Source organism: Noviherbaspirillum sp., assembly GCF_035944575.1.
Taxonomy (GTDB): domain Bacteria; phylum Pseudomonadota; class Gammaproteobacteria; order Burkholderiales; family Burkholderiaceae_D; genus Noviherbaspirillum.
The window spans coordinates 1-22,946 of sequence record NZ_DASZBA010000193.1; the positions used below are offsets into that span (position 1 = coordinate 1).

The window sequence follows — 22,946 nt, forward strand, 5'->3', positions numbered from 1 at the left end:
GCCGGTGCGGGTATTGATCGTCGAAGACAATCATCATCTCGCCCAACTGTTCGCCGACCTTCTCGAAGTCCTGGGTTGCACATCCGATGTTGCGCTGTCCGCGCGCAGCGGTCTCGACATCGTTCATAAAAAACGGCCGGACCTGATCTTTTGCGATTTGCGCCTGCCGGGAGAGATGGATGGCTTCGGGTTTGCCCGTGAATTCCGTTCGATGTCGCTCTCTCCGTTCATTCCGCTGGTCGCCGTGACCGGCCTGTGCAGCGCCGTAGACCGCGAGAAGGCGCTGCAGGCCGGCTTCGACCGCGTATTCGTGAAGCCCCTCAAATTCAACGAGATCCAGGAACTGGTCGACAGCCTGCATCGCTGAGCGCCGCAAACCCGCCTCTCCGACGGTGCCCTATCGCTTTTTTCGGCATTACCCCTCTCCTGTGAGAAGATTGGGCGTTTTATTTCCGGCCAGGACGATTCCATGAGTGAAAAAAAGCTGAGTGCTGCGCAAGCGTACCGCGCCATGCAGGCGTTTCTGTCGTCACAGACGGGAACCGCTACCGGCATTCAGGAGCTCTTGCCGAATGGCGCGGCGCCGGACCCGCTGACTGCGGCCAGGTGGGAACAGGCCGTCGAACAAGTATTGGCATCCGGCGATGACGCCGCATTTGCACATGGCGCCGGCGTCCTGCCGATACAAGATGGGAGGCACGGCTTCAGCGGAAGGCAATGGGCGGTCGACGAGGCCCTGCAAATCCATCGAAGCGTCCTGGCGAACATGACCGAAGGCGTAAGCATCGCCGATGAAGACGGCATCATCGTCTACACCAACGCCGCTGAAGACAAGATGTTCGGCTATGCGCCGGGTGAATTGATCGGCAAGCACGTGACGGTCCAGAATGCCTACGAGGCCGCCGAGAATGCGCGCATCGTCGGCGAGGTGATCGACGAATTACGGCGAATCGGCGTCTGGCGGGGCGAGTGGCGCAACCGCCGCAAGAACGGCGAGATCTTCTACACCGAGGCGTATATCACCCTGCTGTCGCTCTCCGGCCATACCTGCTGGCTGTGCGTCCAGCGCGATGTCACGCAGCAGAAAGCCACCCGCAATGCGCTCGAAGCCGCCGAGCGCCGCCTGTCGATCCTGCTGGAGAGCATCGGCGATCATCTGGTCAGCTACGATCATCAATGGCGCTACACCTATGTAAATGAAGGCGCCGCCCGCCTGCTCGGCAAGACGAAGGATGAACTGCTGGGCCGTTGTATCTGGGATCTGTTTCCGGAAGCGGTCGGCAATGCCTATTATCGTATGCTGCATGCGGCGGCCGCGCAGCAGCGCGCCATCGTCGAAGAACACTACTATGCGCCCTGGAATGCCTGGTTCGAGAATCGGGTATATCCCGGTCCTGATGGGCTGACAGTGTTCTCGACCGATATCACGCATCGCAAGAACACGGAAGATGCGCTTGCCGGTACGCAGGCACGATTGCAGCTCGCGCTGGACGCCGGCGGCATGGGCGCATGGCAATGGAACATCCCCGAAAACGTGAACTTGTGGTGGCCCGGCATGGACAAGCTGCACGGCTTGCCGCCCGGTACGTTAGCCCAGTCGCTGGATGACTACACGGACCTGGTCCATGAGGACGATCGCGAGTATGTTCGCGAAGCGGTACGGAAATCATTGGCGAGCGGCGAGGGACACCGGATCGAGTACCGGATCGTGTGGCCCGACGGCAGCATTCATTGGGTGGAGGGGCGCGGCAGGATTTTCGTGGACGGTGACGGCAACCCGCAGCAGATGGCCGGCATCTGCATGGACATTACACGTCGCAAGAAGACCGAACAGGACCTGAAATTCGTCGCCGAGGCCAGCGCCGCGCTTTCGCAGCTCGTCGATCACCAGGAAACTCTCGACCGCATCGCGCGTCTTGCGGTACCGACGTTCGCCGACTGGTGCGCGGTCGACCTGCTGGATGCCGACAACCGGCTGGTCCGGGTGGCGGTGACCCATGTGAATCCGGACAAGGTGGCGCTGGCGCACGAACTGCACCGCCGCTATCCGCCTGATCCGTCGCTGCCGACCGGTACATGGAACGTCATCCGCACCGGCATCCCCGAACTGGTTCCGGAAATCACGGACGCCATGCTGGAAGAGTCGGTTTCCGACCAGGACTATCTTGGCATCCTGAAGCAGCTCGGTCTGAAGTCCTATATCGGAGCGCCGCTGTCGGCGCACGGCAAGACCCAGGGCGTCATTACCTTCATCACCGCCGAATCGGGCCGCCTGTATGGTCCGGAAGACCTTGCGCTGGCAGGGGATCTTGCCCGCCGCGCGGCGATCGCGATCGACAATTCGAATTTGTACCGGGAACTGCAGGACGCAGACCGGCGCAAGGATATTTTTCTTGCCACCCTGGCCCATGAATTGCGCAATCCCCTGGCGCCCGTCACCAATGCACTCAGCCTGATCAAGCTCTCCGGCGGCAATCCGGCGCAGGTGGAGAAAGCGGTGCACATGATGGAAAGACAGGTGTTCAAGCTGACCCGCCTGGTCGACGACCTGATGGATGTATCGCGCATCACGACGGGCAAAATCCAGCTGCGCAAATCCCGTATCAGCCTTGCTTCGGTCCTGCACAATGCCATCGAAGCCTGCCGTCCGCATATCGAAGCGGCCAATCACCAATTGGTTGTCAGTCTTCCGGACGAACACCGGGAGTTCATGGCCGATCCGCTGCGCCTGGAGCAGGTATTCGCGAACCTGCTGACCAACGCCGCCAAGTACACCCGCCCCGGCGGCCGGATCGAACTGCTTGCACGATCCGAACCGACGCGGCTGGTCGTGAAAGTCAGGGACAACGGCATCGGTATTCCTCCCGACATGCTGCGCACGATTTTTACCGTCTTCGTACAGGGCAGCCACTCCTCCCGCATCAGCCAGGGCGGGCTGGGCATCGGCCTGTCGCTGGTGGAGGGACTGGTCGGCCTGCACGGCGGCCATGTGGAGGCATACAGCGCGGGCCTGGAGCAAGGCAGCGAATTCACCGTCTTCCTGCCGGACGGACTGGAACCTGGTGTCCACGGCATGCCGCAACCGGCGCACGGCATCGAATCCGGAACCATGAACGGCCAGGGGAGCGTCGGGCGCATCCTGGTCGTCGACGACAATGCCGACGCCGCGAATACGGTGGCCGAGGTGCTGCGCATGCTCGGCAATGAAGTGCGGATCGCCCACGACGGATTGTCCGGCGTGGAAGCAGCGATGGATTTCAGGCCCGATATCGCGCTGCTCGACATCGGCCTGCCAGGCATCGACGGCTATGAAGTCGCACGCCGCATCCGCGCGCAGGCCGGCGACAAACCGGTCCTGCTTATCGCACTCACCGGCTGGGGTCAGGAAAAAGACAGGCAAAGCGCCGCCGATGCAGGGTTTCACCATCATTGGGTCAAGCCGGTCGGGCTCGACAAGCTGAAAGGCATCGGAACGCTTCTGGCAGAGGATGCCGCACGGGCGTGATGCGATGCTTCGCACAGCCCGCTGATAACGGATCACCGTGGCGATTCGGGACTGCGCATGCATCGGACGACATATTGCAATATGGACAAATCCCCAGGCAGCAAATACACTGCGGCGTCAGGTTCTCCAACCCTCCGCTGAAGTTCGATCCAGCCCGGCGTTGCCGGTCATTCCGCTAGGAGCGCGCATGCATGCAGCAAAGATTCCGGCAGACAGCGAATTGCACGATGCTGCTGCGACGGCATATTTCCACGATGCGTTCGAGATGGTTGTGAATGACGACAGGACAGCGATGGCGCTGTACCTGGCGGCGGTGACAGGCACGCCGCGCTGGGTCAACCTGCTGCTGACCATACGCAATCGCGTCGTGTCGCTGTTCGGCTTGAAGGACGTGGGCCACCTGAGTGATATCGATCGGAGCAAGATCGCAGCAGATTACAAACCGGGCGACCGGGTTGGCATCTTTACCCTTCTTTCCGTCTCCAGCCATGAGGTCGTGCTCGGCGATGCGGACAAGCATCTCGACGCCCGGCTCTCCCTGTACAAGCACGCAGGCGCACAGCCGAAAGTCGTCGTATCGACCGTGGTGCATGTGCACAACCGGCTCGGGCGCCTTTATCTTTTCTTCGTGGTGCCAGTACACAAGATCATCGTGCCAGCCATGCTGGCGCGTGGTTTCGGCACGAGGCCGGCGTGAACCGGAGCGTCCTGCTTCTTCTGCTGGTCACGCTTGTCTGGGGTACGACCTTTCCGCTGTTGAAATCGGCATCGGCCGACCTGAATGGCGTCGAGATTTCCGCCTTGCGTTTTCTGGTGGCGGCGGTCTGCATGCTGCCTTTTCTGGCCCGCGCGCCGCGTGCGGCGTGGACTGACGGCATGCTCCTCGGCGCGCTTGCTCTCGCCTCCTACGTCGCGCAAGCCTACGGACTGCAGCATATATCGTCGAACCGCAGCGCCTTCCTTACCAGTCTCAATGTATTGATGGTGCCCTTCCTCGGCCTGCTGTTCGGCGGTCGCCTGTCCGCGCCCGTACTGCTGGCGGCGGTCCTCGCCTGTCTCGGCATCGGCCTGATGTCGTGGGAAGGCGGCGGCAATCCGCACGGCGACGCGGCAACCCTGCTATGCGCCCTTGCCTATGCGTTGTATGTAATCGTGCTGTCACGACGTTCGCCCAGACATCAATCCGCCCATCTCGCCGCCACCCAGATCGCCGTGATGGCAATCCTTGCCACCTTGTGGGTCCTGCTGCAGTCACTGAATACCGATACGCTCGCTTCCCTGCCCGCAAGGGCCGCGCCCCATGCGACGACCATCCTTTATCTCGGCGCCTGCGCCACCGCCGCCATGCTGTTCCTCCAGGCCATCGGACAACGGAAGGTACCGGCAGACAAGGCGGCGGTGATTTATTCGATGGAACCGGTTTTTGCTTCGCTGTTCGGCTGGATGTGGCTGGGCGAAGTCCTCGGCGTGCGTGGTCTGGCCGGCGGCGCCATCGTCATCGGCGCGCTGCTGCTGAGTGAATTGCGCCCGCGGTCACAAGAGATTTCTTCCGGCCGGCCATGATGAAGGCCGAACCGGCGCACAGATGCCCGTCATTTTCGAAAGGCTGACATGAACATTTTCAGGAACACCCCATGCGTTCTTCTGTTTGTCCTCTTCCTGATTCCGGCTGCGGCATCGGGCCAGACCTTGTACAAATCCGTCGGTCCGGATGGACGCATCAGCTATAGCGACACGCCGCCGGCGGGGGCGAAGGTGCAGAAGACCATGAGCTATTCTCCGCTGCCTGCTTCGCCGGTCCCGGAGTCGGTGCGCCGCGATCGGCAGGAACCGGAAGCCGGCATCCAGCGCCGCTCTCTGGAGACAGGGACCGGGAGCGAAGGCATCCGGCTCTTCACCGCGACATGGTGCGGTTACTGCACGAAGGCCAAGGCTTATCTCGGCCAGAGAGGCCTCGCCTACCAGGAATACGATATTGATACTCCGGCAGGCAAACGGGCGTTTGCCCAGGCCGGCACGGGAACAGGAATACCACTGCTGCTATGGAAAGAAAGGCGGCAACAGGGATTCTCCAAAGCGGGATATGACGCACTGTTCGAGAATCTCGACCGCCAGACGAAGTAAGCGAAGCGGTCGCGTACCCGTTTCCCTCAGTGCGTACGGCTGCAGGCGCTACGGTACGCATGGCGGCCCACTGCCATAATCCGGCGCGATTCCATGCAAAGCCCATGCAGCTCCGCCGCCAGCTCTCAGCGTAACGACGTCCCGATCGGCGCTGCCGGGGACAAGGCATTCCTGATATTGGCAAGCCTCAGTTCCAACTCCCGGAGGATCCGCGCAGTCTCCATCGTCTCCCGCATCAGGTCTTCCTTGCGTTGACTGCTCAGGTCGGCTTGTCGGCTCGCCACCCCGACCTGCATTTGCAGGCGCGCATAGTCCGGCACGCCGGCTTCAAGATCGTTGTGCTCCCGGGCATGCCTGGTTACCTGGATCAGTGCGCCGGATTGCTGAATCGACGCTTCCGACCGCTTATAGACGGCGCCCAGCACCGACAAGTTGCGGTTGATGTTTCGTTGCGCGACAACCGATCCCGGCAGTTCGCTGAAGAAGAGTTTCCAGTACGCCGCACTGGAATACATGCGCCAGCCTGCCGGGATATTAAGCGTCCCCTCTTCCAGCCGCTTCTTCAAATCGCTCCTGAGCTGGACCGTATGAGTCGCCGCGGGCGGGCCCATTTTCGATCCGTAGAGAGCCAGCATCGAGCCGAGAATCAGGAACAGCACCGTCCACCGGGGAAGCTGATAGTCGGGCGCGTTCCGTTGATGGGCAACAAGCTGCGTTACCAGCCGCATCACCGCGCTAATCAGCTGCGGCGTACTCGATCCACCCAATATCATCGTGAACGCCTGCACGCATTTATTGATGGCCAATGGACAGACCTGCTCCGGCTTGGCCAGATCGGACAGGCCTTCCTTGAGTATCAGCGCCGCCTGCAGGAAGATGCCAGGTTCATCGTAAGCCTCCATCTCGCGCATCAGGATACTTTTGCCCTCACTCGAAAGAGCATCCCAGTCAGGCTTCGCCAAAGCCGCAATGTCCTTCTCGAGCGCCACCACCTTGCTCAGGCATGCTTCGTAATCACGTTGCCTGGCACCACTTAACGGCCGCGCATATTGCCTTGCCAGCGTATCGCGCTCCCGCTCATCATCCGGTGTAAGCTCGTCCGCCCGCTTGGCCAGGTACGCCAGCCTGATGAAGCTGTCGCAATCACGCGCTCCATGGATCCTCGCGATCTGCTGGGCCACTAACCGCTTTTCGTATTCCAGACGCTTTTGCACCGCACCGACCCGGATCTCGATCGGCCCTGATAAGGATTCCCGGGCCAGGGTTTTGATGAATTGATCGAGGTCGTCACGGCTGATGTCATCGGCGGTCACGGGCGACCGTTGTGTGATGCCGGCCTTGTCCAGAACATCGACAGCGCGTGGCATGGTCCGCAGTTGCGCGGCCGCCTTGTTGGCCGTATCGGGCAGGCCGGCGAACGCCTGCGCGATCATGGCGCCGACAGCGCCGAGCGCCAGCGCGTACAGGCCGTATTTCGGATTCGCAGTGAGGAAGGAAATCAGCGCCGCCGCCAGCCCCACCACGACCCGGAGGCCGCGCACGATGGTGGTGTTGTACAGCGCGGCTTGCTCGATGCCAAACTTTGACTCGACTTTTGCGCATTCTCCGCGGGCAGCGAGAAGTCTGCGATAGGCGTCATGGAAAGCCGTGTCACGGTGAGCAGGATCGGTATCGGCCAGCAGCCTTGTGCTCGTGTTGTTCCGCTCCTCGCCATGCATCATTCCTGCAACACGTTCAAACTGTTCCGTTGCCTCCGTCAGCTCGTCGATCGCGGCCTTGAGGGTAGGGGTTTTCACGCTGTCCGACGTCGTCTTCGCCGCCTGCAGCATGCTGCGGGACTGCCAATGAAAAACAATCGAATGGGAAATCGCCGGCGGAACGAACGAGAAGACGGAGTAGATCACCTGCGCCACCAGGGCAAGTTTCGCCTTGCTGACAGGGTTGTCGTTGCTGAGCGCATAGTAGGCACTCGGTATCAGGGAAAGCAAGGAGGACGGATGGCTCACGCATTGATAAGCATGTCCTGCAGCTCTCGTATCCCTTCTCCAGTCCACCTCAAAAAATTTCTCCGCCAGTGTCATGACGCGGTCTATGTCCTGGCGCGTTACCGAAGCGGGGTTCGCCTGCATCTGCTCCGTCATGTGGTGATAGGCCACGTACAACGCCTTTGCGGCATCGATGTTCTGTTCGCTGATCGCGTGCCTTCTGCGCAACTCGTTCTGATAGCGTTTTTGCATCCGCGAGACGCCTCCGGCATCATCGGCCCGGGGACTCACGGGTTCCACGTGCAAGCGGAATGATGACAGCGCGCGAGGATCCGGCGCCCCGAAGGCCTGCGGCATGATGGGCGGCAATCCCGCGGTAATGCGCGTATCCGAAAGCTGTATCAACGCGCCCCGTCCGGCCATGGGACCGATCGACTTGTCTGGCGCTGCGGCGCGCGATGTCGATGTTCCCGCATGATGGACTGGATGAACCGCGGCAGTCCGTTGCTGCGCCGTAACGGCGATCGTCATGCCGGCTTCCCGGAAGTCTCTGTTGCCGGGCTCGTCTGCGACCGGCGCATCATTTCCGCCGCGCGCGCATGGGTATGGCGCGTTGGCGCGAACATCCGGCGCTCCTCCTCCAGCAGGAAAAAGGTTTCACGCCACTCTTTCGCCCTGCCGGCGTAATGAAACAACATCTGCGCCAGCGTTTCACCGGTCATGCCGGCCATGCGCACGGCGCCGGACAGCAGAACCTGCCCGGTTGCAAAGTTGATGCCGAAACTTGGCCGACCGGCGCCCATCATCGCCAGATTGGCCTCCAGCAGCCTGCGCATTGCAAGTGCGCCGCGATCTTCCGGCAGTTCTCCGAATTCGCAAAACAGAAGCAGGCAATCGGCGTTGTCGTCCGCACCCGGCATGAGCGAGAATCCGATACCATCGACGGTGATGTCGAGCGCGAGGCTTCCTTTTCCGCCATTCCCGGTGGCGGGTGGCATATTCGTGATCCGCCGCAGGTCATTCAGCAAACAAAGGCATGCTTCCGCATTTTCCATTGGTGCAAATTCCATAAATCGATGATCGAGAATGATCGGTTGCCTTCAGGGCGGTTCGCAAGGCCATGCGAAAGGCCGATCGACGTCGCTGTGTTACGTACAGGGACTGCCGTTTGCCGGCCCCTCCGAAAAGCAGGTATCCCGGGAGCGGGCAGGCAGGCGTGCCTATGACACCAGGCTGAGCAGCCGTTCCCGGTTGGCGAGAATCCAATCGTGGTTGAGGTGGGCGCGAAGTTCCGGGTGTTTCGCGTCCACCATCCGGACCAACTTGTCGAGAACGCTGCGTCGTCCACCTTCCACCTCGGCAACCGCCGCATTCGCCTTGCCGGCGAATTCCGGCAGGTTGTCGCTCGCCTTGCGCAACATGTCCCAATCTATTGCGCCGTCGCTGTTTCGCGGCACGGTGATTGCGACTCCTTCGCTGACGGCTTGCAGGTCCTGTCCGCGGGGAGTCACTTCGGCCAGGAAGCTTGTCAGCTCCGCTGCTTCAAGTGCCGTCAGCGGCAGCGCATAACTCGATCGCACATGATTGGTAATGTTGATCGCCTCCAAGACGCTGGACAGGGCGGTCGGGTCCGTCGCCGGCTGGCCGCCCGACCGCCGGGCGATGTCATCTCCCTTGACGGCAATGTCGGGGTCGATCGCATTGCGCTCGATATCGACATTCACCTGGCCCGGGGAATGCGGTCCGAACGTGAAGTAACTGCCCGGGTCTCCGGGGCGGGCGACATGCTGTTGCTGGCGCACCATATCGGTTCCGGAGTGTCCGGAGATTTTTTCCGCGAGGTCAGGTCGCAAAAGCCATGCGGCAAATGCCATATCGGAACACGGGTTCGTAATCACCTGCACCAGCCTGATACCGGCGGGCAGCTTGCTGATTGCAGGAATCAGCACCTGCTCCAGGTTTGTTTCCAGCATCGCGGCCCGATCGACGATGATCCTGCCGTGCTCGTCGGTAGGGCGCGGTGCCGACGCAGCCAGGAACACCGTATCCGGCACCATTCCTTCCGGGATTTCCCTGTCGCCAAGTTCAAACACCGGATGCGCCGCATTGCCCAACGAATCGACAGGCGTTTTGGCGATGTTTCTTTTCATTGCATATACCGTGGTTCTTCCGGACATGACTTCGACCAGGGCCGAACCGACATTGCCGGTGGAACCGAATACCATCACTTTACCGAGAGACTTTATGCCGGCATCAGCATGGTGCGCATCGACAGGCTTTTTCCGCCGCAAGCGGGAGGTGTGCATTTGAGGGGCAATGGCGCCTGCGGATATCGTGGGCAGGTTGATCTCATCGAACGCGTTGACGGCACCCATCAGGCTTTGATTGGCATCGGCTCTTTCCGCACGAAGGAACGCTGCGAATGCATTCCGGTCAAGACGCCCCCTGGCATCGAATGGTGCCGTGATCGCCGTACCGGCCGGCACGCGGCAGCCGGTCTTGCGGCCGATCCACGCACTGTCCCGGGTCTTGAGCGCGGCAGTCACGACAGCGGTTTCGCCGCGAAGCATCGTCCCGACCCGGCGAAAAGCATCAATGGCGCCACGGGTATTGTCCGGATCGTGGAAGGTGGACGCATGGCCGATCACCTGTAGATCGGCTCGCGCATGCGACAGGAAGGCCACCTGTTGTGCGACAGAGCGGGAGTCATTGCCGGCAATGACAACACGGGAATTCGCCGGGAAGCGTGCGGCGCTTTCCTTCAGCTCGTCAAGCGTGGTATTGAGCAGGAATGCGGACGTCGACGGCGCGGAAGGATCGAGGGCAACTGAATGCTGCACATTCACGATTTGTCCGGGCAGGTATTCCAGCAGGTGCGGAGATTTGACTGAACTAATCATTTTCAGGGAAGGTGTGCCACAGAATTTATACAGCAACGCCATGGAATCCTTGCTTGGCTCCGGGAGGCGGGCCGGGTTGTGTGGGTGTCTGACTTCCTTCGATCGGCTGCTGTAGACAGTGACGCTGTTGCCGAATGCTTTTGCCAGCTCTGCATCGTTAGGCAGACCGGACGCCTTGTTATTGAATAGCGCAAGAAATTGTTTGGTGCCGCAAGGCCGGATACGTGGATGCGAATCATCCGGCGATTTCTCCGGGATGGCAGGAGCGGCACCCGGTAATGCTCGCGGCGCGGGCGGGCTGCCGGCTTCTTGTGCATGCATATCATAGGCGAACGGCGATACGGCGGCGTAGTCAGTTTTCATAACGTTCACTCATGTTTATTGATGGTGGAAGAAGGCAACGCAACATCGTTCTGCATCGATCAAACCGACAAGTGCATCATGGCGATAGGAACGCACTTGTGTGGACGCCGTGGATGAATAGTTCCAGGAGGACGATCGACCTGCAAACGTTGACAGCATGAAAACCGCTTCGTCCATGCACCCTGTGTTGTCGCCGGAGGAATGAAGCATGGCATCGGCACATGGGCAAAACAACGCGGAGCGGCAGGCTGTTCGATTACCTCGCCCCACTCCTGTTCTGCCGGCGAATCATCTCCGGCAGACCGGACCCTTCCACCGGGGCAGGCTCTCAGAGCAACCGGGGCGGCGTGTTGAAATCCGCCGAAGCGCGAACAGCGTCGAGCATGGCGGCAAGCAGGGGCCGCTCGTCGTTGCGCCGCTTCTGGAAGGTATATACCAATGGCGACAGCGCCGGACTGGCGCCCAGGATGCGCAGGTCGTCCCGGCTTGACAGTGAACGCGCCCAACTCTCCGGAAGAAAGCCGACTCCCATCCCGGCGATCAGCAACCCGGCAATGGCTCCCCAGCTGTTGCAGGTGAGACGGTGCGGCACATCCAGATCCCTCGCCATCAACCACTCGTCAAGGAGACGCGTCGTGCCGGCGCCCGTGGGCAGGGTCACGATGGGATGATCCCGCAGCAGCCTGTCCTGGAAGCGCGTCGCCATCCCTACCAGCTCGGGCGAGGCCACCCAGACGAAATGGGCCTGGCCGACCGTCTGCGATGCGATCGATGGATGCTGCGAGCGCCCGGCAATCACCGCACAGTCGAGCTCGCCATTGCGAAGACGTTCGTCCAGTGCAAGTCCGATATCGGCGTGCGGTTCCAGGCGCACGTCCGGATAGTGCTGGCGGACGTGCGCAACCATCCGGGGCAGCCAGGTCAGCGCGCTCAGTTCGCCGACGCCGAACAGGCAACGCCCGCTGATGTTCGTGTCCGAGCCGATGGACTTGCGGGTGGCCTCCGCTGCCATGAGCAAGGCGCTTGCCTGCGGCAGGAAACGTTCACCGGCCTCGGTCAGTGCTGCCTTGTGACCGGATCGGTCGAACAGCCGCACGCCAAGGGATTCTTCCAGTTCCACCAGTCTTTTTGATAGCGACGATGTCGACAGGTACAGCCGTTCCGCCGCCATTGTGAAGTTGGCACAGGTCGCTGCCCAATAGAACGCTTCCAGCTGCTTCAATGTCATCGGCGGCTCATCTATTTTCTAAAAAGTGAAATTGGATATTAACTTAATTTCTCTTTTTTATAACCTGTTCCTCACCTAAAGTGAGCTCACCCTGACAATGAATTCTATTAAAACAGAGTTCATTTGCTCACCATGATGATGAGTCCCGAAATTTAGAACTTCTCTTGGAGACAGCATGAGCACATCCTTCAGCACATTGACCCCACAGCGCACAGCAGCCGGCGCATCCATGGGGCACGTTGGAAAAGGGACGTTGAAAAGGCTTGAAAAAATTCTGTCGCTGCATGACTTCGAGGTCGCGGCAAAGCGCAGACTGCCCCGCCCCCTGTTCGGCTATATCGCCGGTGCGGCGGAGGACAACCGGTCGCTGGACGCCAACCGCGCCGCATTCAATGACTATCAATTTTTGCCAAGAGCGCTCGTGGACGTGTCCCGGCGTTCCCAGCACACGGTGTTGTTCGGAAAATGCTATACGTCGCCGTTCGGCATTGCACCGGTCGGCATCAGCGCGTTGTCGGCATACCAGGGTGATCTCATCCTTGCGCAAGCCGCACATGACGCCAATATCCCGGCGATCATGAGCGGCTCTTCTCTCATGCCCATGGAGCAGATTGCCGAAGCGGCGCCCGGCACATGGTTTCAGGCATATCTCCCCGCCGATCAGGGGCGCATCGATTGTTTGGTCGACAGGATCGCACGCGCCGGTTTCGAGACACTGGTCATCACATGTGATATTCCGGTATGGGCGAACCGCGAAAACAATATCCGGGCCGGATTCGCCACGCCGCTTCGGCCCAGCTTGCGGCTGGCATGGGATGGTTTGATCCGGCCACGCTGGCTGCTCGGGACCTTCGCACGCACGCTGCTGACATCGGGAATGCCGCATTTCGAGAATTCCTTTGCCACACGCGGCGCACCGATTGTATCGAGCACCGCGATTCGCGACACAACCGGACGCGACCACCTCAACTGGGAAAATATCGCGCGCATCCGGCGGAGATGGTCCGGCCCGCTTGTACTCAAGGGGATCCTTCATCCAGAGGATGCGGAGCGGGCGCGCGGGCTGGGCGCGGACGGCATCATCGTATCCAATCACGGCGGCAGACAGCTCGACGGTGCCGCCGCTCCCCTCCGCGCGCTTCCGCGCATCCTCGATGCTGCCGGCGAGCTGCCGGTGATGATGGATGGAGGAATCCGGCGCGGCACGGACGTGCTCAAAGCAATGGCGCTCGGAGCGAAGGCCGTGTTCGCAGGCCGGCCTTTCATGTATGCAGCCGCAGCGGAAGGGGGCGCAGGAATCGAGCGTGGCATCCAGCTTCTGCGTGATGAAGTCGACCGTAACATGGCGCTGCTCGGCATCAACCGGCTGAGCGAGCTCGATGAAAGCTTCCTGCTCCCGACGCATCCGGATGAGCGCCCAGCCAGGCACCCAAGTGCCTGGTTGGATACGTGGCCCGCACGCGAGCGGCGCCGGGCATGATATGGCCCGCATGGCGTGCATTCCATCGAACTCCGATGGCCCATCAATCAATCGCAACGAAAAAAACACCATGCGAAAATTGACCGCAGTCGCCATAACCGCCATGCTCATGGCCGTTGGTTCCGTCCAGGCGCAAACCTATCCGGGCAAGCCGATCAAGCTGATCATTCCGTTTCCTCCTGGAGGGACGACCGATATTGTCGGGCGTATCGTCGCCGACAAACTAGGCAAGGAACTCGGCCAACCGGTAATCGTGGAGAATCGTGGTGGCGGCGGGGGCAGCATCGGCGCGGCGGCGATCGCGAAAGCCGAACCCGACGGCTATACCATCGGCATGGCGACGGTGTCGACCCATGCGGTCAATCCTGCCTGCAATCCGAAGCTTGGTTACGACCCCATCCGGGATTTCGCGCCAATTACCAATGTCGCTCATACGCCCAATGTCCTGACGGTCGGACCGAAATTCCCGGCGACCGATTTCAAGCGATTCATGACGGAGGTAAAGAACAATCCCGGCAAGCTTAGCTATGCCACGTCGGGCACCTGCAGCATCCTGCACATGGTCGGCGAACAGTTCAAGAGCGCCACGCGCACCTTCATCCTCCACATCCCCTACCGCGGCTCCGGCCCGGCGCTCAACGACCTGCTCGGCGGCCAGGTCGATATGATGTTCGACAATCTCCCCTCTTCCATATCGCATATCAAGGCGGGCAAGCTGCGCGCACTTGCGATCGCCTGGCCAAGGCGACTCGACGCCATGCCCGATGTGCCGACATTCAAGGAACTCGGCCTGCCGCAGGTCAACGATCCGGCGTGGTACGGCTTCGTCGCGCCGCCGAAGACGCCAGCCGATATCCTCTCGAAATTGCATCACGCAACGGTGAAGGTGCTCGGGATGCCGGACGTAAAGGAACGGCTGACGGCAAACGGTGCGCAGGCGATAGGCAATACGCCGGCGGAGTATGCGGCGGAAATCAGGCTGGAACTGGAAAAGATGAAGGATCTGGTGAATAAGCAAGGCATCAGGCTGGATGGCGCCTAGCTTTACCCCACGGCGGGACAGGTTCATTCGTCTTTAAAAGGACGCCTGTCCGGATACTGGCAGGCATACGCCGTCAGCCTGAGGTATCGGGATGCCCCTCCGCCGGTTGCGGCGCAGGAGGTGGTGGCCGCAAGGCCGCGTCGATCTCGGTCATCAGGTCACTCTTTACCTGCAGCCATTGATCGAGTGCGGCGATCCAGACGCGCAGCTCGAACTCGAATACATCGACGGCACGGCGTACGAACAGCGCTTCGGGCGCCGGCCTCTCCGCGACCAGTTCATTCGCCCGCGCGATGTCCTGCAGCAGCGTCTTCACCTGCCCCGGGTCGACATCCGTCTTGGTCAGCACCGGCACCGTCACCTGCCGCAGCTTGCTCGATACGGTCCAGTTGGTGACGCGATCGGAGATCAGCTTGCCGTTGGGGATGATGACCTCCGCACCGGTGGTGCTGGAGATGACGCTGGCGCGGATGCCGATGCGCTTTACCCTGCCGACTACATCGTCCATCTGGATGGTATCGCCCACCTTTACCGGCCGCTCGAACAGGACGATCAAGCCTGACACGAAATTGTTGACGATGTTCTGCAAACCGAAGCCGATGCCGACGCTGAATGCACCGGCGAGGATGGTGAACTTGGTCATGTCGACCCCCAGCGCATTGAGCGCGAGCACGAACCCGGCCAGCAGCACCAGATAATGCACCATGGTCGAGACCGCATACGGCAGTCCGCGTTCAAGCTGCAGCTTCGGATACACTTCCTCGTCCAGCACGAAGCGGGAAAAGCGGGACAGCGACAAAGTGACCCAGATGATCAGGATGAATGTAAGCACATCGCCGACCGAGGGTTTGAAGGTGCCGATTTCGATCGATGCATCCCAGGCGCTTCTCGCATACTCGAACAGCGGTCCGAGCACGCCCAGCGATTGCAGGATGAGCGCAATCCAGCCGATGTATGCGGCCTTCCGCAGCCAGCCGTTGATGCGCCGCGTGAGCAGGGGTTTATGCCGCTCGACCATGCCAAGCAGCGACACCGGCGGCACGCAGAACAGTCCCTGCAGCAATCCTTCCGCCACCCGCAGGAGAACGTACAGCACCACGGCGGTGTAGGCGCTGGCCAGCGCGGTGCCGCCGATCAGGTCGGCCAGGCGCACCTGGCCGTTGATGCTCGCCGCGATGGCCGCGGTGATGATCACCAGTTCCACCCAGGCCACCAGCCGGATCTTGCGCCATCCGGCGATCTGCGCCCAGGGTGTGCCGGCGCGCTTGCCCGAGCGCCTCAGCATCCAGACGAGGAATACGACGAACAGCAATGCCTCCACCAGAAACAGCACCCTCGACAATACCGGCAGCGGCGCAACGAAGGCCCGCAGCTTGTCGGCGAGATAAAACCCGACCAGCCCGTACAGCATCGTATGCAAATGGGATTCGATCAGCCTGCGGGCGAAGATCAGCATCGGCACGGTGCCCAGCACGCTCAAGACGACCCAGAAGGTCCGCGGCGGACGCGGATAAAACCAGCTGCTCAGCAGCAATGCAAGGATGATGGCCGTCATCACCGGCACCTCGAAGATCGTCTGGGTGCGGCGCAGGCATTCGTCCGCATTGGCCAGCGTGCGCATGCGCCGCCGGGTGAGGTAGAGCATCGCGACGATGCCGAGAAACACCATGAAATGCGAGAAGAAGTTCCTGCTGTAGGCGGAGGCATAGGTGGTCAACGCCGCGGTCTGGCTGGTCAGGTTGGCTTTGCCCTCCGCCGAAAAACTGTCGATCGACGATTCCCAGAAATCGGTTGTCCACAGTGGCGGGCTATCGCGATACAGCAATCGCGCCGCTGCACGTTCGCTGGCAGCGTTGAGCACATCCCTCGCCTGCGACGCGCGCGATCCGAGTTCGGCGGACCGGCTTTGCAGCGACAGGACTTCGGTGCGCCGCTCCAGCAGCCGCTTGCGCGTCTTGGCAAGCGCACTGCTGACATCGTCGATACGCTCGATCACGGTCGGCGGCGCCGCTTCGCTGACCGCCGCGGTCCGGGTCGCCTCCCATTGGGTGGCGGTTTTTTCCAGCTCGGCGAGATTGCGGTCGATCTGCAATACGCTGCGGGTAAGCTCGCGGGTGATGGCCGCGGCGCGATTTTCGATATCGCGCCACTCCTGCTGCAGGTCGCGAATGATGTCGATGGAGGCATTCTGCGGCAGCAGTCGCCGCATCTCCGACGACCGGAGCGACACGCCCCGTGCCAATGCCTGCAGGTCGTTGCCGGCGGTCTCGATCAGATCGTCGACGGGTCCCTTGTTGTCAAGCTGGCGGATTTGCAGCATTGCCGCCTCCGCCTGCACGGCAATATCGGCAATGGGGATACGTTCGGCCACGGATTCGGGAGCCGGGGCGGCAGGCGCGGCCGGTGCCGCGGGCTTGGCCATCGGTGGTGCAACCAGGGGCGGCACCTGTGCGAATGCCGTGCCGGCGAAGCATGTCCAAAGCGAAATCAGCAGCAGGAACCGAAAAAGTGCCCGCAATCCGAATCGGTCATGATGGTCCTGCAAGGCAGGTCGCGTGAAAGAACAAAATCTCATTGAATGGCGGGTCGTGGACGAAGCTCTGCAAAGACTCTGAACCGACATGCGGTGCCGCCTAAGGTTCGCGGTGATCGTTGCGGACGCGACAGAGAATCAACAAGAGTAGAACGCTTTGCACCGCTACCTGCAACTGCTTGTGGACAATTTATTGCAGAAGGTCAAAAACACGGAAGAAAGATATTGCACTGAAGATAGAATCGTGAATGTGAGGGATAGCCCAACTGCTTTTACAGTGTCGGTGGAAGGCTAGCAATGGTCGAGATGCGCATCTTTTCCGCCGATCATGGACAGGGCGTTGTCCAGCTTATCCTGTCCATTCAGCAAACCGAATCCGGTGTTCCGATAAGACCGGAAGACCACCCTGATCTTGTGGATGTCTGCGGGTTCTACCAGAAGGGAATATGTGCCGGCCCAGTGAGTTGCTGCCAAATGGGGCATGATGCCCGTCAAGGAAGGCAGGCGAACCTGAGCCGGCGGCGACTGGACATGGCAACGACGCAGGCACAGCCGGTTTTCCGCTACGATCGCTGCACCACGTCACCAACGACCGGCCATGCAATTTCCCCCTTCCCCGATACACGCCTTGCTCATGGGAGCATCCTCCGACATCGGCCTCGCGCTTGCACGCAGGCTGGCCGCCATGCCGAATGTGAGGAGCCTGACGCTATGCGCCAGGCGGATCAGCGCTTCCGCCGACATCGCCGCCCTCCTTGCCGCACCATCGGCGGCGACGCTGCACATCCACGACGCCGACATCACCGATGAAGAAAGCCTGGGCCGCCTTGCCGCCGAAGTGAGCCTGTACATTCCGTCGCTGCATCTTGTCATCAACACCGTAGGCCTGCTCCATGACGATGTCCTTGCACCTGAAAAGACGCTGTCGCAATTGACCATGCCCGGCATGCTGCGGTCCTTCGCCGTCAATGCCTGCGGACCGGTGCTGCTGGCGAAAGCGCTGATGCCGCTGCTGCGCCGGTCGAACCCGGCGATCTTCGCTTCGCTCTCCGCGCGCGTCGGCTCCATCGGCGATAACCGGCTCGGCGGCTGGTACAGCTACCGCGCCGCCAAGGCGGCCCAGAACCAGCTGCTGCGCACGCTATCGATCGAGATGCAGCGGATCAACCCGAACAGCATCGTGCTGGCCCTGCATCCCGGCACGACCGATACGCGTTTATCAAGACCCTTCCAGGGCAATGTCCCCGCAGGAAAATTGTTCACGCCGGATTTCGCCGCAGAAAGTTTGCTGCAGGTCATCGCGGCGCGTTCGCCGGTCGACAGCGGCGGGTTTTATGCATGGGATGGGCAAACGATTCCATGGTAAGGACAGGAGGACGGTCATGCGAGGGCAATGAACATTTCATCAATGCATGCGTCCAATCGGATAGAGCCAGTGCAATCTGCGCTGTTGAAACAACGATCCGATCATGAACAATAACCTCGAAATCCTCTTCCAGTACTTTACCGACAACAAACTCAAACTCGTGACCGCCGAATCATGCACCGCCGGCATGATCGCGTCGACGCTGGCCGACATTCCCGGCTGCGGCAGCTGGCTCGATTGCGCATTCGTCACCTATTCCGCCGATGCCAAGATCAGCTGCCTCGGCGTGAAGAAGGAGACCATCGATACTTTCAATCTCACCAGCGAGGAGGTGGCGCGCGAGATGGCCGAAGGCGCACTGCGCGTCAGCCGCGCCAATGTCGCGCTGTCGACCACCGGTCTCGCCGGCCCCTCGAGCGGCGACAGCGACATTCCGGTCGGCACCGTCTGTTTTGCCTGGTCCTTCGATCACGAGGCCAGGAAGCATACGTTTTCCGAAACGCGGCACTTCGACGGCGACCGCAACGGTGTGCGCGAAGCCGCCACGCACTATGCCATCGGAAGGGTCTGGCATTACCATAACGAACTGGCCAAACTGCACTCGCAATAAGCATGCGCCCGGTGCAGGCGAGCGGTGCCCATTCATGCCACGCCAATTTCTGAATCGACGATGGAGAACAATGCCATGACCAATATCCAGTACGCAGCCGAACAGCATCGCATCATTCACCTGCTGAAGGTGGCGCCGTCCTACGACCCGCAAGCCGAGATCGAGCGGCGCACCGCTTTCCTGTGCGAGCACGTGATACGCCACCAGCGCAAGACACTGGTGCTCGGCATCAGCGGCGGCGTCGATTCAACGACCGCCGGATTGTTGTGCCAGGCGGCGGTGCAGCAGGCACGCGAGCGCGGACACGAGGCGAAGTTCGTGGCGATGCGCCTGCCCTACGGCGTGCAGAAGGATGAGGAAGATGCACAGCGCGCGCTCGACACCATCCGTCCCGACGTGATCATGACAGTGGATATCAAGCCCGCCGTCGATGCGATGATGCAGGCCCTGCAGGCCGGCGGCCAGACGTTCGACAGCCCGGAACAGGAAGACTTCGTGAAGGGCAATGTGAAGGCGCGGCAGCGCATGATCACGCAATATGCGGTTGCCGGCGGGATGCAGGGCATGGTGATCGGCACCGATCATGCTGCCGAAGCGCTGATGGGATTCTTCACCAAGTTCGGCGACGGCGCCTGCGACCTGACACCGCTGACCGGACTGAACAAGCGCCGCGTGCGCGGACTGGCGAAGGCTTTCGGCGCGCCGGAATCGCTGGTATTCAAGGTGCCGACCGCCGACCTGGAAAGCCTGTCGCCGTTGAAGCCGGACGAAGCCGCATTCGGCATCAGCTACGACGAGATCGACGACTTTCTGGAAGGCAAGCCGGTCAGCGATACGGTGTATGAGGCGATTTTCAAGCAGTATCGGGCTACCGCGCACAAACGGGTACTGCCGATTGATCCATGGTCGGAGTGGTGAGCAATTTTTTTATACTGCATCACAACCACCGCTGAACAGTTCCTTTCCCCTTGTAGGCGGAAGGCTAGGATGGGGGTGTGAAGGTCGCGCATTTGCATGCGATTGCTCAACCTCACTACCCCTCCTTGCAGGACGCATCTTCGCTTGCAAGCGAAGATCGCCGCAAGCGTGCAGCGAGCTGCACGAAATCCCTGCTACACCCCTAACCCTCCCCTACAAGGGGGGAGGGAACCATGCGGTGAAAGCTTATGGCGTAGTCGCAATTGCACCGCTACGTAGATGATACGGATGGGCAGATCTTTGAGCCGCATGCGCATGCACAGCAATGCATGATTCAGTAAGCCACCCAAAGAGTTGCTCACACCCCCGGCCTTCTCTTTCCCACCCCCGTAGCCTGCTCAAACGCATATGCCATCCTCAGCAACGCCAGTTCCCCCCGGTGCCGCCCGACGATCTGCAACCCTACCGGCAGGCCGTCGTCCGTGAATCCGCACGGCACCGAAATCGCCGGATGCGTTGTGACGGTGATGTAATAGCAGGACCGCATCCAGTCGATATAGCTTTCCATCGTCACCCCGTCAATCTCGGTCACGTACGGCTGTTCGATATCGAACGGCGGCACCTGGTTGACCGGCATGACGATGAAGTCATAGTCCTGCATGAAACGATGCATGCGCTCGAATAAAGCGGTGCGCAGTTTCTCCGCCCGGGCGAGCTGCGACGCAGTGAGCTTGCGGCCCATTTCGATGTTCCATACCACCGTGTCCTTGAGCACGCCCGGATGCTGGTCCATGACCGATCCGAGCTGCAATTCAAATCCGTAGGCGCGCAGCGCCATGAAGATGTCATGCGCATCGCGGAAGTCAGGCGTGGCGTCTTCGACGATGCAGCCGAGCTGCTCGAAGACCGCGCGCTGCCTGTCGATTATCTCGACGACGCGCCTATCCACCGGCAGGCCGCCCACGTCCCTGCTCCATGCGATGCGGATTCCTTTCATGTCACGCGCGAGCGGCGCACGGAAACGGGCGCCGTCCTCCTCGATCGATAGCGGGTCGCGCGCATCCGGGCCTGCCATCACCGACAGGTAGAGCGCCACATCCTCGACCGTGCGCGCCATCGGGCCGCTGACGGACAAGCTGCCCCAGGCATTCTGCGCCGGCACGGTGGGCACACGCCCGACCGATGGCCGCAGGCCGACGATGTTGCAGAAATTCGCCGGGCAGCGCAGCGAACCGCCCATGTCGGTGCCGTCGGCCAGCGGCACCATCCCGGCCGCCAGCGCGACCGCCGATCCGCCGCTGGAGCCGCCGCAGGTTCTCGAGAGGTCGTACGGGTTGCGGGTGGCGCCGAAGACGGCGTTGAAGGTCTGCGAGCCGGCGCCGAATTCCGGCGTATTGGTCTTGCCGATGCTGATCGCGCCGGCCTGCTGCTGGCGCTCGACCATCAGCGCGCTGCGCGGCGGCACGAAATGTTCATGGACCTTCGATCCGAAGGTGGTGCGCATGCCCCTGGTCAGGATGAGGTCCTTGTGTGCAACGGGCAGGCCGTGCAGCGGTCCGAGCGTTTCGCCGCGGGCCTGTGCTTCATCGGCTGCCAGCGCCGCCTGCAGCGCTTCCTCGGCATGCAGGGTGACGATGGCATTCAGCGCGGGGTTGGCCTGCTCGATGCGGGCAAGGTGAGCCTGCATGATGTCCCGGGCAGACAACTCGCCCTTGCGGATATGGGCAGCCATCTCGGCGGCGCTCATGAAACAGATGTCTTGGGTCATGGATTTCCATTCGGATGAAGACGTTTGGAGGCAAAGCGCCGGTTCGGATCGATTGGCGCATGAACAGCAACGCAGGCGAAAAAATTCCGCATGCGTTTTACGTCGACAATTGTCGTTGATTCAGCAGATCAATGTATGCACCTTCAATCAGCTGCGATTGCCGGATGCCGAGGTGTTGCATCAGCGCATCCGCTTCGCGCGCCCCGGCGTCGATGTCGTCGACATCCTGGAGGACCACTTCCAGCTCCATGAAGTTTCCCAGGCCTTCGACCTTGTCCAGGTGAATGCGCGTCCTGCCCGCCAGGTACAGCAGGCGTTGTTTCCTGAGGCGCCCGGCCTGTCCGTATGCCAGTGACAGCGCTTCCCTGAGCGAATCCGGCGCAGCGGTTTCGGACAGCACATAGAACGACTCCTTCGGCCCCTGCTTGTCCTGCCGCTGGTAAAAGATGAGCTGGCCGGTGCCGTCGCCGAAATCCCTCAGCTTCAGCCTGCCGGCATCGCATTTGAAGAAGGTGTCGTCCTGGCGAATGTGCTGCGGGCCCTGCGATGCAATGCGCGCGGCCCTTTCGGCGAGGGTATGCAGGTCGTCGACGGACGCCTTGATTTCGATGTTTCTTGCCATTCGATGTTCATCCCGCTCAGCCGGCGACGGCCGTGCATAGTTCAACCAGGGTGCCGTCCGGGCAGCGGACATAGGAAACCACCTGGCCCCATGGCTTCTGCTGCGGCGGCGCCAGTTCCCTTGCGCCGGCGGCGATCGCTTTTGCATGCGCTTCCTCGACGTTTTCGGTGATCAGTCCGAGTTCGAAGCCGAGCGGCTGCGCCGAGCTGTGCGCGCAGACATGGCCGCCGGGGAAATTCATGTCCCCGAGTTCATGCTTGGCAAACGACAGCGTTGTCTGCCCGGTATCGAGTTCGCCGTACATGCCGCTTTCGTGCAGGAATTTGCGCTGCAGGCCAAAGGCGTTTTCAAAGAAGGCCAGCGACTGCGCCACGTCGGGCACGTAAATGATGGTGTAGCCAAGTTTCATGAAACCTCCCCAGGAAACGGTGCGAGCGATGCGATGATCCGATGCGTCGGAATGAGCGACAAAAGACCCTAAGCATACGCAAGTCCGGCAATT

General features: G+C 61.1%; 18 protein-coding genes. 10 read left to right on the top strand and 8 right to left on the bottom strand.

What is annotated here, in order from left to right; translation table 11 throughout:
* The 5 genes from VGU61_RS14595 to VGU61_RS14615 all read left to right on the top strand — a co-directional run.
* On the top strand, positions 1-367 hold a 367-nt coding region (locus tag VGU61_RS14595), incomplete at its 5' end, for a response regulator (protein ID WP_326859886.1).
* Between the two features lie 102 nt (positions 368-469).
* On the top strand, positions 470-3,505 hold the full coding sequence (locus VGU61_RS14600; RefSeq protein WP_326859887.1) for a PAS domain S-box protein: 3,036 nt from the start codon (positions 470-472) through the stop codon (positions 3,503-3,505).
* A 187-nt stretch (positions 3,506-3,692) separates the two neighbouring features.
* Positions 3,693-4,202 carry a DUF2867 domain-containing protein gene (locus VGU61_RS14605; protein WP_326859888.1) on the top strand — a complete coding sequence of 170 codons (510 nt, stop codon included), beginning with the start codon at positions 3,693-3,695 and terminating at the stop codon, positions 4,200-4,202.
* Positions 4,199-5,068, top strand: a complete 870-nt coding sequence (locus VGU61_RS14610) for a DMT family transporter (protein ID WP_326859889.1) — start codon at positions 4,199-4,201, stop codon at positions 5,066-5,068. Before VGU61_RS14605 ends, VGU61_RS14610 begins: the two co-directional genes overlap by 4 nt.
* A gap of 48 nt (positions 5,069-5,116) precedes the next feature.
* Positions 5,117-5,629, top strand: a complete 513-nt coding sequence (locus VGU61_RS14615) for a glutaredoxin family protein (RefSeq protein WP_326859890.1) — start codon at positions 5,117-5,119, stop codon at positions 5,627-5,629.
* 125 nt (positions 5,630-5,754) lie between these two features.
* Here VGU61_RS14615 and VGU61_RS14620 read toward each other — a convergent pair whose 3' ends face one another.
* The 4 genes from VGU61_RS14620 to VGU61_RS14635 form a co-directional block, all read right to left on the bottom strand.
* Complete coding sequence (locus VGU61_RS14620) at positions 5,755-8,145, bottom strand: hypothetical protein (RefSeq protein ID WP_326859891.1); 2,391 nt, start codon at positions 8,143-8,145, stop codon at positions 5,755-5,757.
* Positions 8,142-8,612 carry a CesT family type III secretion system chaperone gene (locus VGU61_RS14625; RefSeq protein WP_326859892.1) on the bottom strand — a complete coding sequence of 157 codons (471 nt, stop codon included), beginning with the start codon at positions 8,610-8,612 and terminating at the stop codon, positions 8,142-8,144. Before VGU61_RS14625 ends, VGU61_RS14620 begins: the two co-directional genes overlap by 4 nt.
* A gap of 222 nt (positions 8,613-8,834) precedes the next feature.
* A complete protein-coding gene (locus VGU61_RS14630) occupies positions 8,835-10,877 on the bottom strand; it encodes a hypothetical protein (protein WP_326859893.1) in 2,043 nt (680 codons plus the stop codon).
* 328 nt (positions 10,878-11,205) lie between these two features.
* Positions 11,206-12,105 carry a LysR family transcriptional regulator gene (locus tag VGU61_RS14635; RefSeq protein WP_326859896.1) on the bottom strand — a complete coding sequence of 300 codons (900 nt, stop codon included), beginning with the start codon at positions 12,103-12,105 and terminating at the stop codon, positions 11,206-11,208.
* Positions 12,106-12,334: 229 nt separating this feature from the next.
* Here VGU61_RS14635 and VGU61_RS14640 point away from each other — a divergent pair, with 229 nt between their 5' ends.
* Together VGU61_RS14640 and VGU61_RS14645 are read left to right on the top strand one after the other, a co-directional pair.
* Positions 12,335-13,585 (top strand): alpha-hydroxy acid oxidase, encoded by a 1,251-nt coding sequence (locus VGU61_RS14640; RefSeq protein ID WP_326859931.1) that lies wholly within the window; start codon positions 12,335-12,337, stop codon positions 13,583-13,585.
* Between the two features lie 70 nt (positions 13,586-13,655).
* Positions 13,656-14,627, top strand: coding sequence for a tripartite tricarboxylate transporter substrate binding protein BugE (locus tag VGU61_RS14645; protein WP_326859897.1), 972 nt, complete (start codon positions 13,656-13,658; stop codon positions 14,625-14,627).
* 73 nt (positions 14,628-14,700) lie between these two features.
* Here the strand turns inward: VGU61_RS14645 and VGU61_RS14650 are convergent, their stop codons facing one another.
* Entirely contained in the window at positions 14,701-17,172 is a 2,472-nt protein-coding gene (locus VGU61_RS14650; RefSeq protein ID WP_326859898.1) for a mechanosensitive ion channel family protein, read from the bottom strand.
* A 622-nt stretch (positions 17,173-17,794) separates the two neighbouring features.
* On the opposite strand from VGU61_RS14650, the gene VGU61_RS14655 reads away from it, so the two are divergent.
* The 3 genes from VGU61_RS14655 (at position 17,795) to nadE (ending at position 20,054) form a co-directional block, all read left to right on the top strand.
* Entirely contained in the window at positions 17,795-18,526 is a 732-nt protein-coding gene (locus tag VGU61_RS14655; RefSeq protein ID WP_326859899.1) for an SDR family NAD(P)-dependent oxidoreductase, read from the top strand.
* Positions 18,527-18,629: 103 nt separating this feature from the next.
* The gene (locus VGU61_RS14660; protein ID WP_326859901.1) at positions 18,630-19,136 is read left to right on the top strand and encodes a CinA family protein; all 507 of its coding nucleotides are present in this window, start codon (positions 18,630-18,632) and stop codon (positions 19,134-19,136) included.
* A gap of 75 nt (positions 19,137-19,211) precedes the next feature.
* Positions 19,212-20,054, top strand: a complete 843-nt coding sequence (gene nadE, locus VGU61_RS14665) for an ammonia-dependent NAD(+) synthetase (RefSeq protein ID WP_326859903.1) — start codon at positions 19,212-19,214, stop codon at positions 20,052-20,054.
* A gap of 358 nt (positions 20,055-20,412) precedes the next feature.
* Here nadE and VGU61_RS14670 read toward each other — a convergent pair whose 3' ends face one another.
* From VGU61_RS14670 to VGU61_RS14680, 3 genes are all read right to left on the bottom strand, one after another.
* Positions 20,413-21,822 carry an amidase gene (locus tag VGU61_RS14670; protein WP_326859904.1) on the bottom strand — a complete coding sequence of 470 codons (1,410 nt, stop codon included), beginning with the start codon at positions 21,820-21,822 and terminating at the stop codon, positions 20,413-20,415.
* 97 nt (positions 21,823-21,919) lie between these two features.
* Positions 21,920-22,444 (bottom strand): class IV adenylate cyclase, encoded by a 525-nt coding sequence (locus tag VGU61_RS14675; protein WP_326859905.1) that lies wholly within the window; start codon positions 22,442-22,444, stop codon positions 21,920-21,922.
* A 16-nt stretch (positions 22,445-22,460) separates the two neighbouring features.
* A complete protein-coding gene (locus VGU61_RS14680; protein ID WP_326859907.1) occupies positions 22,461-22,853 on the bottom strand; it encodes a VOC family protein in 393 nt (130 codons plus the stop codon).
* Between the last annotated feature and the right edge of the window lie 93 nt (positions 22,854-22,946).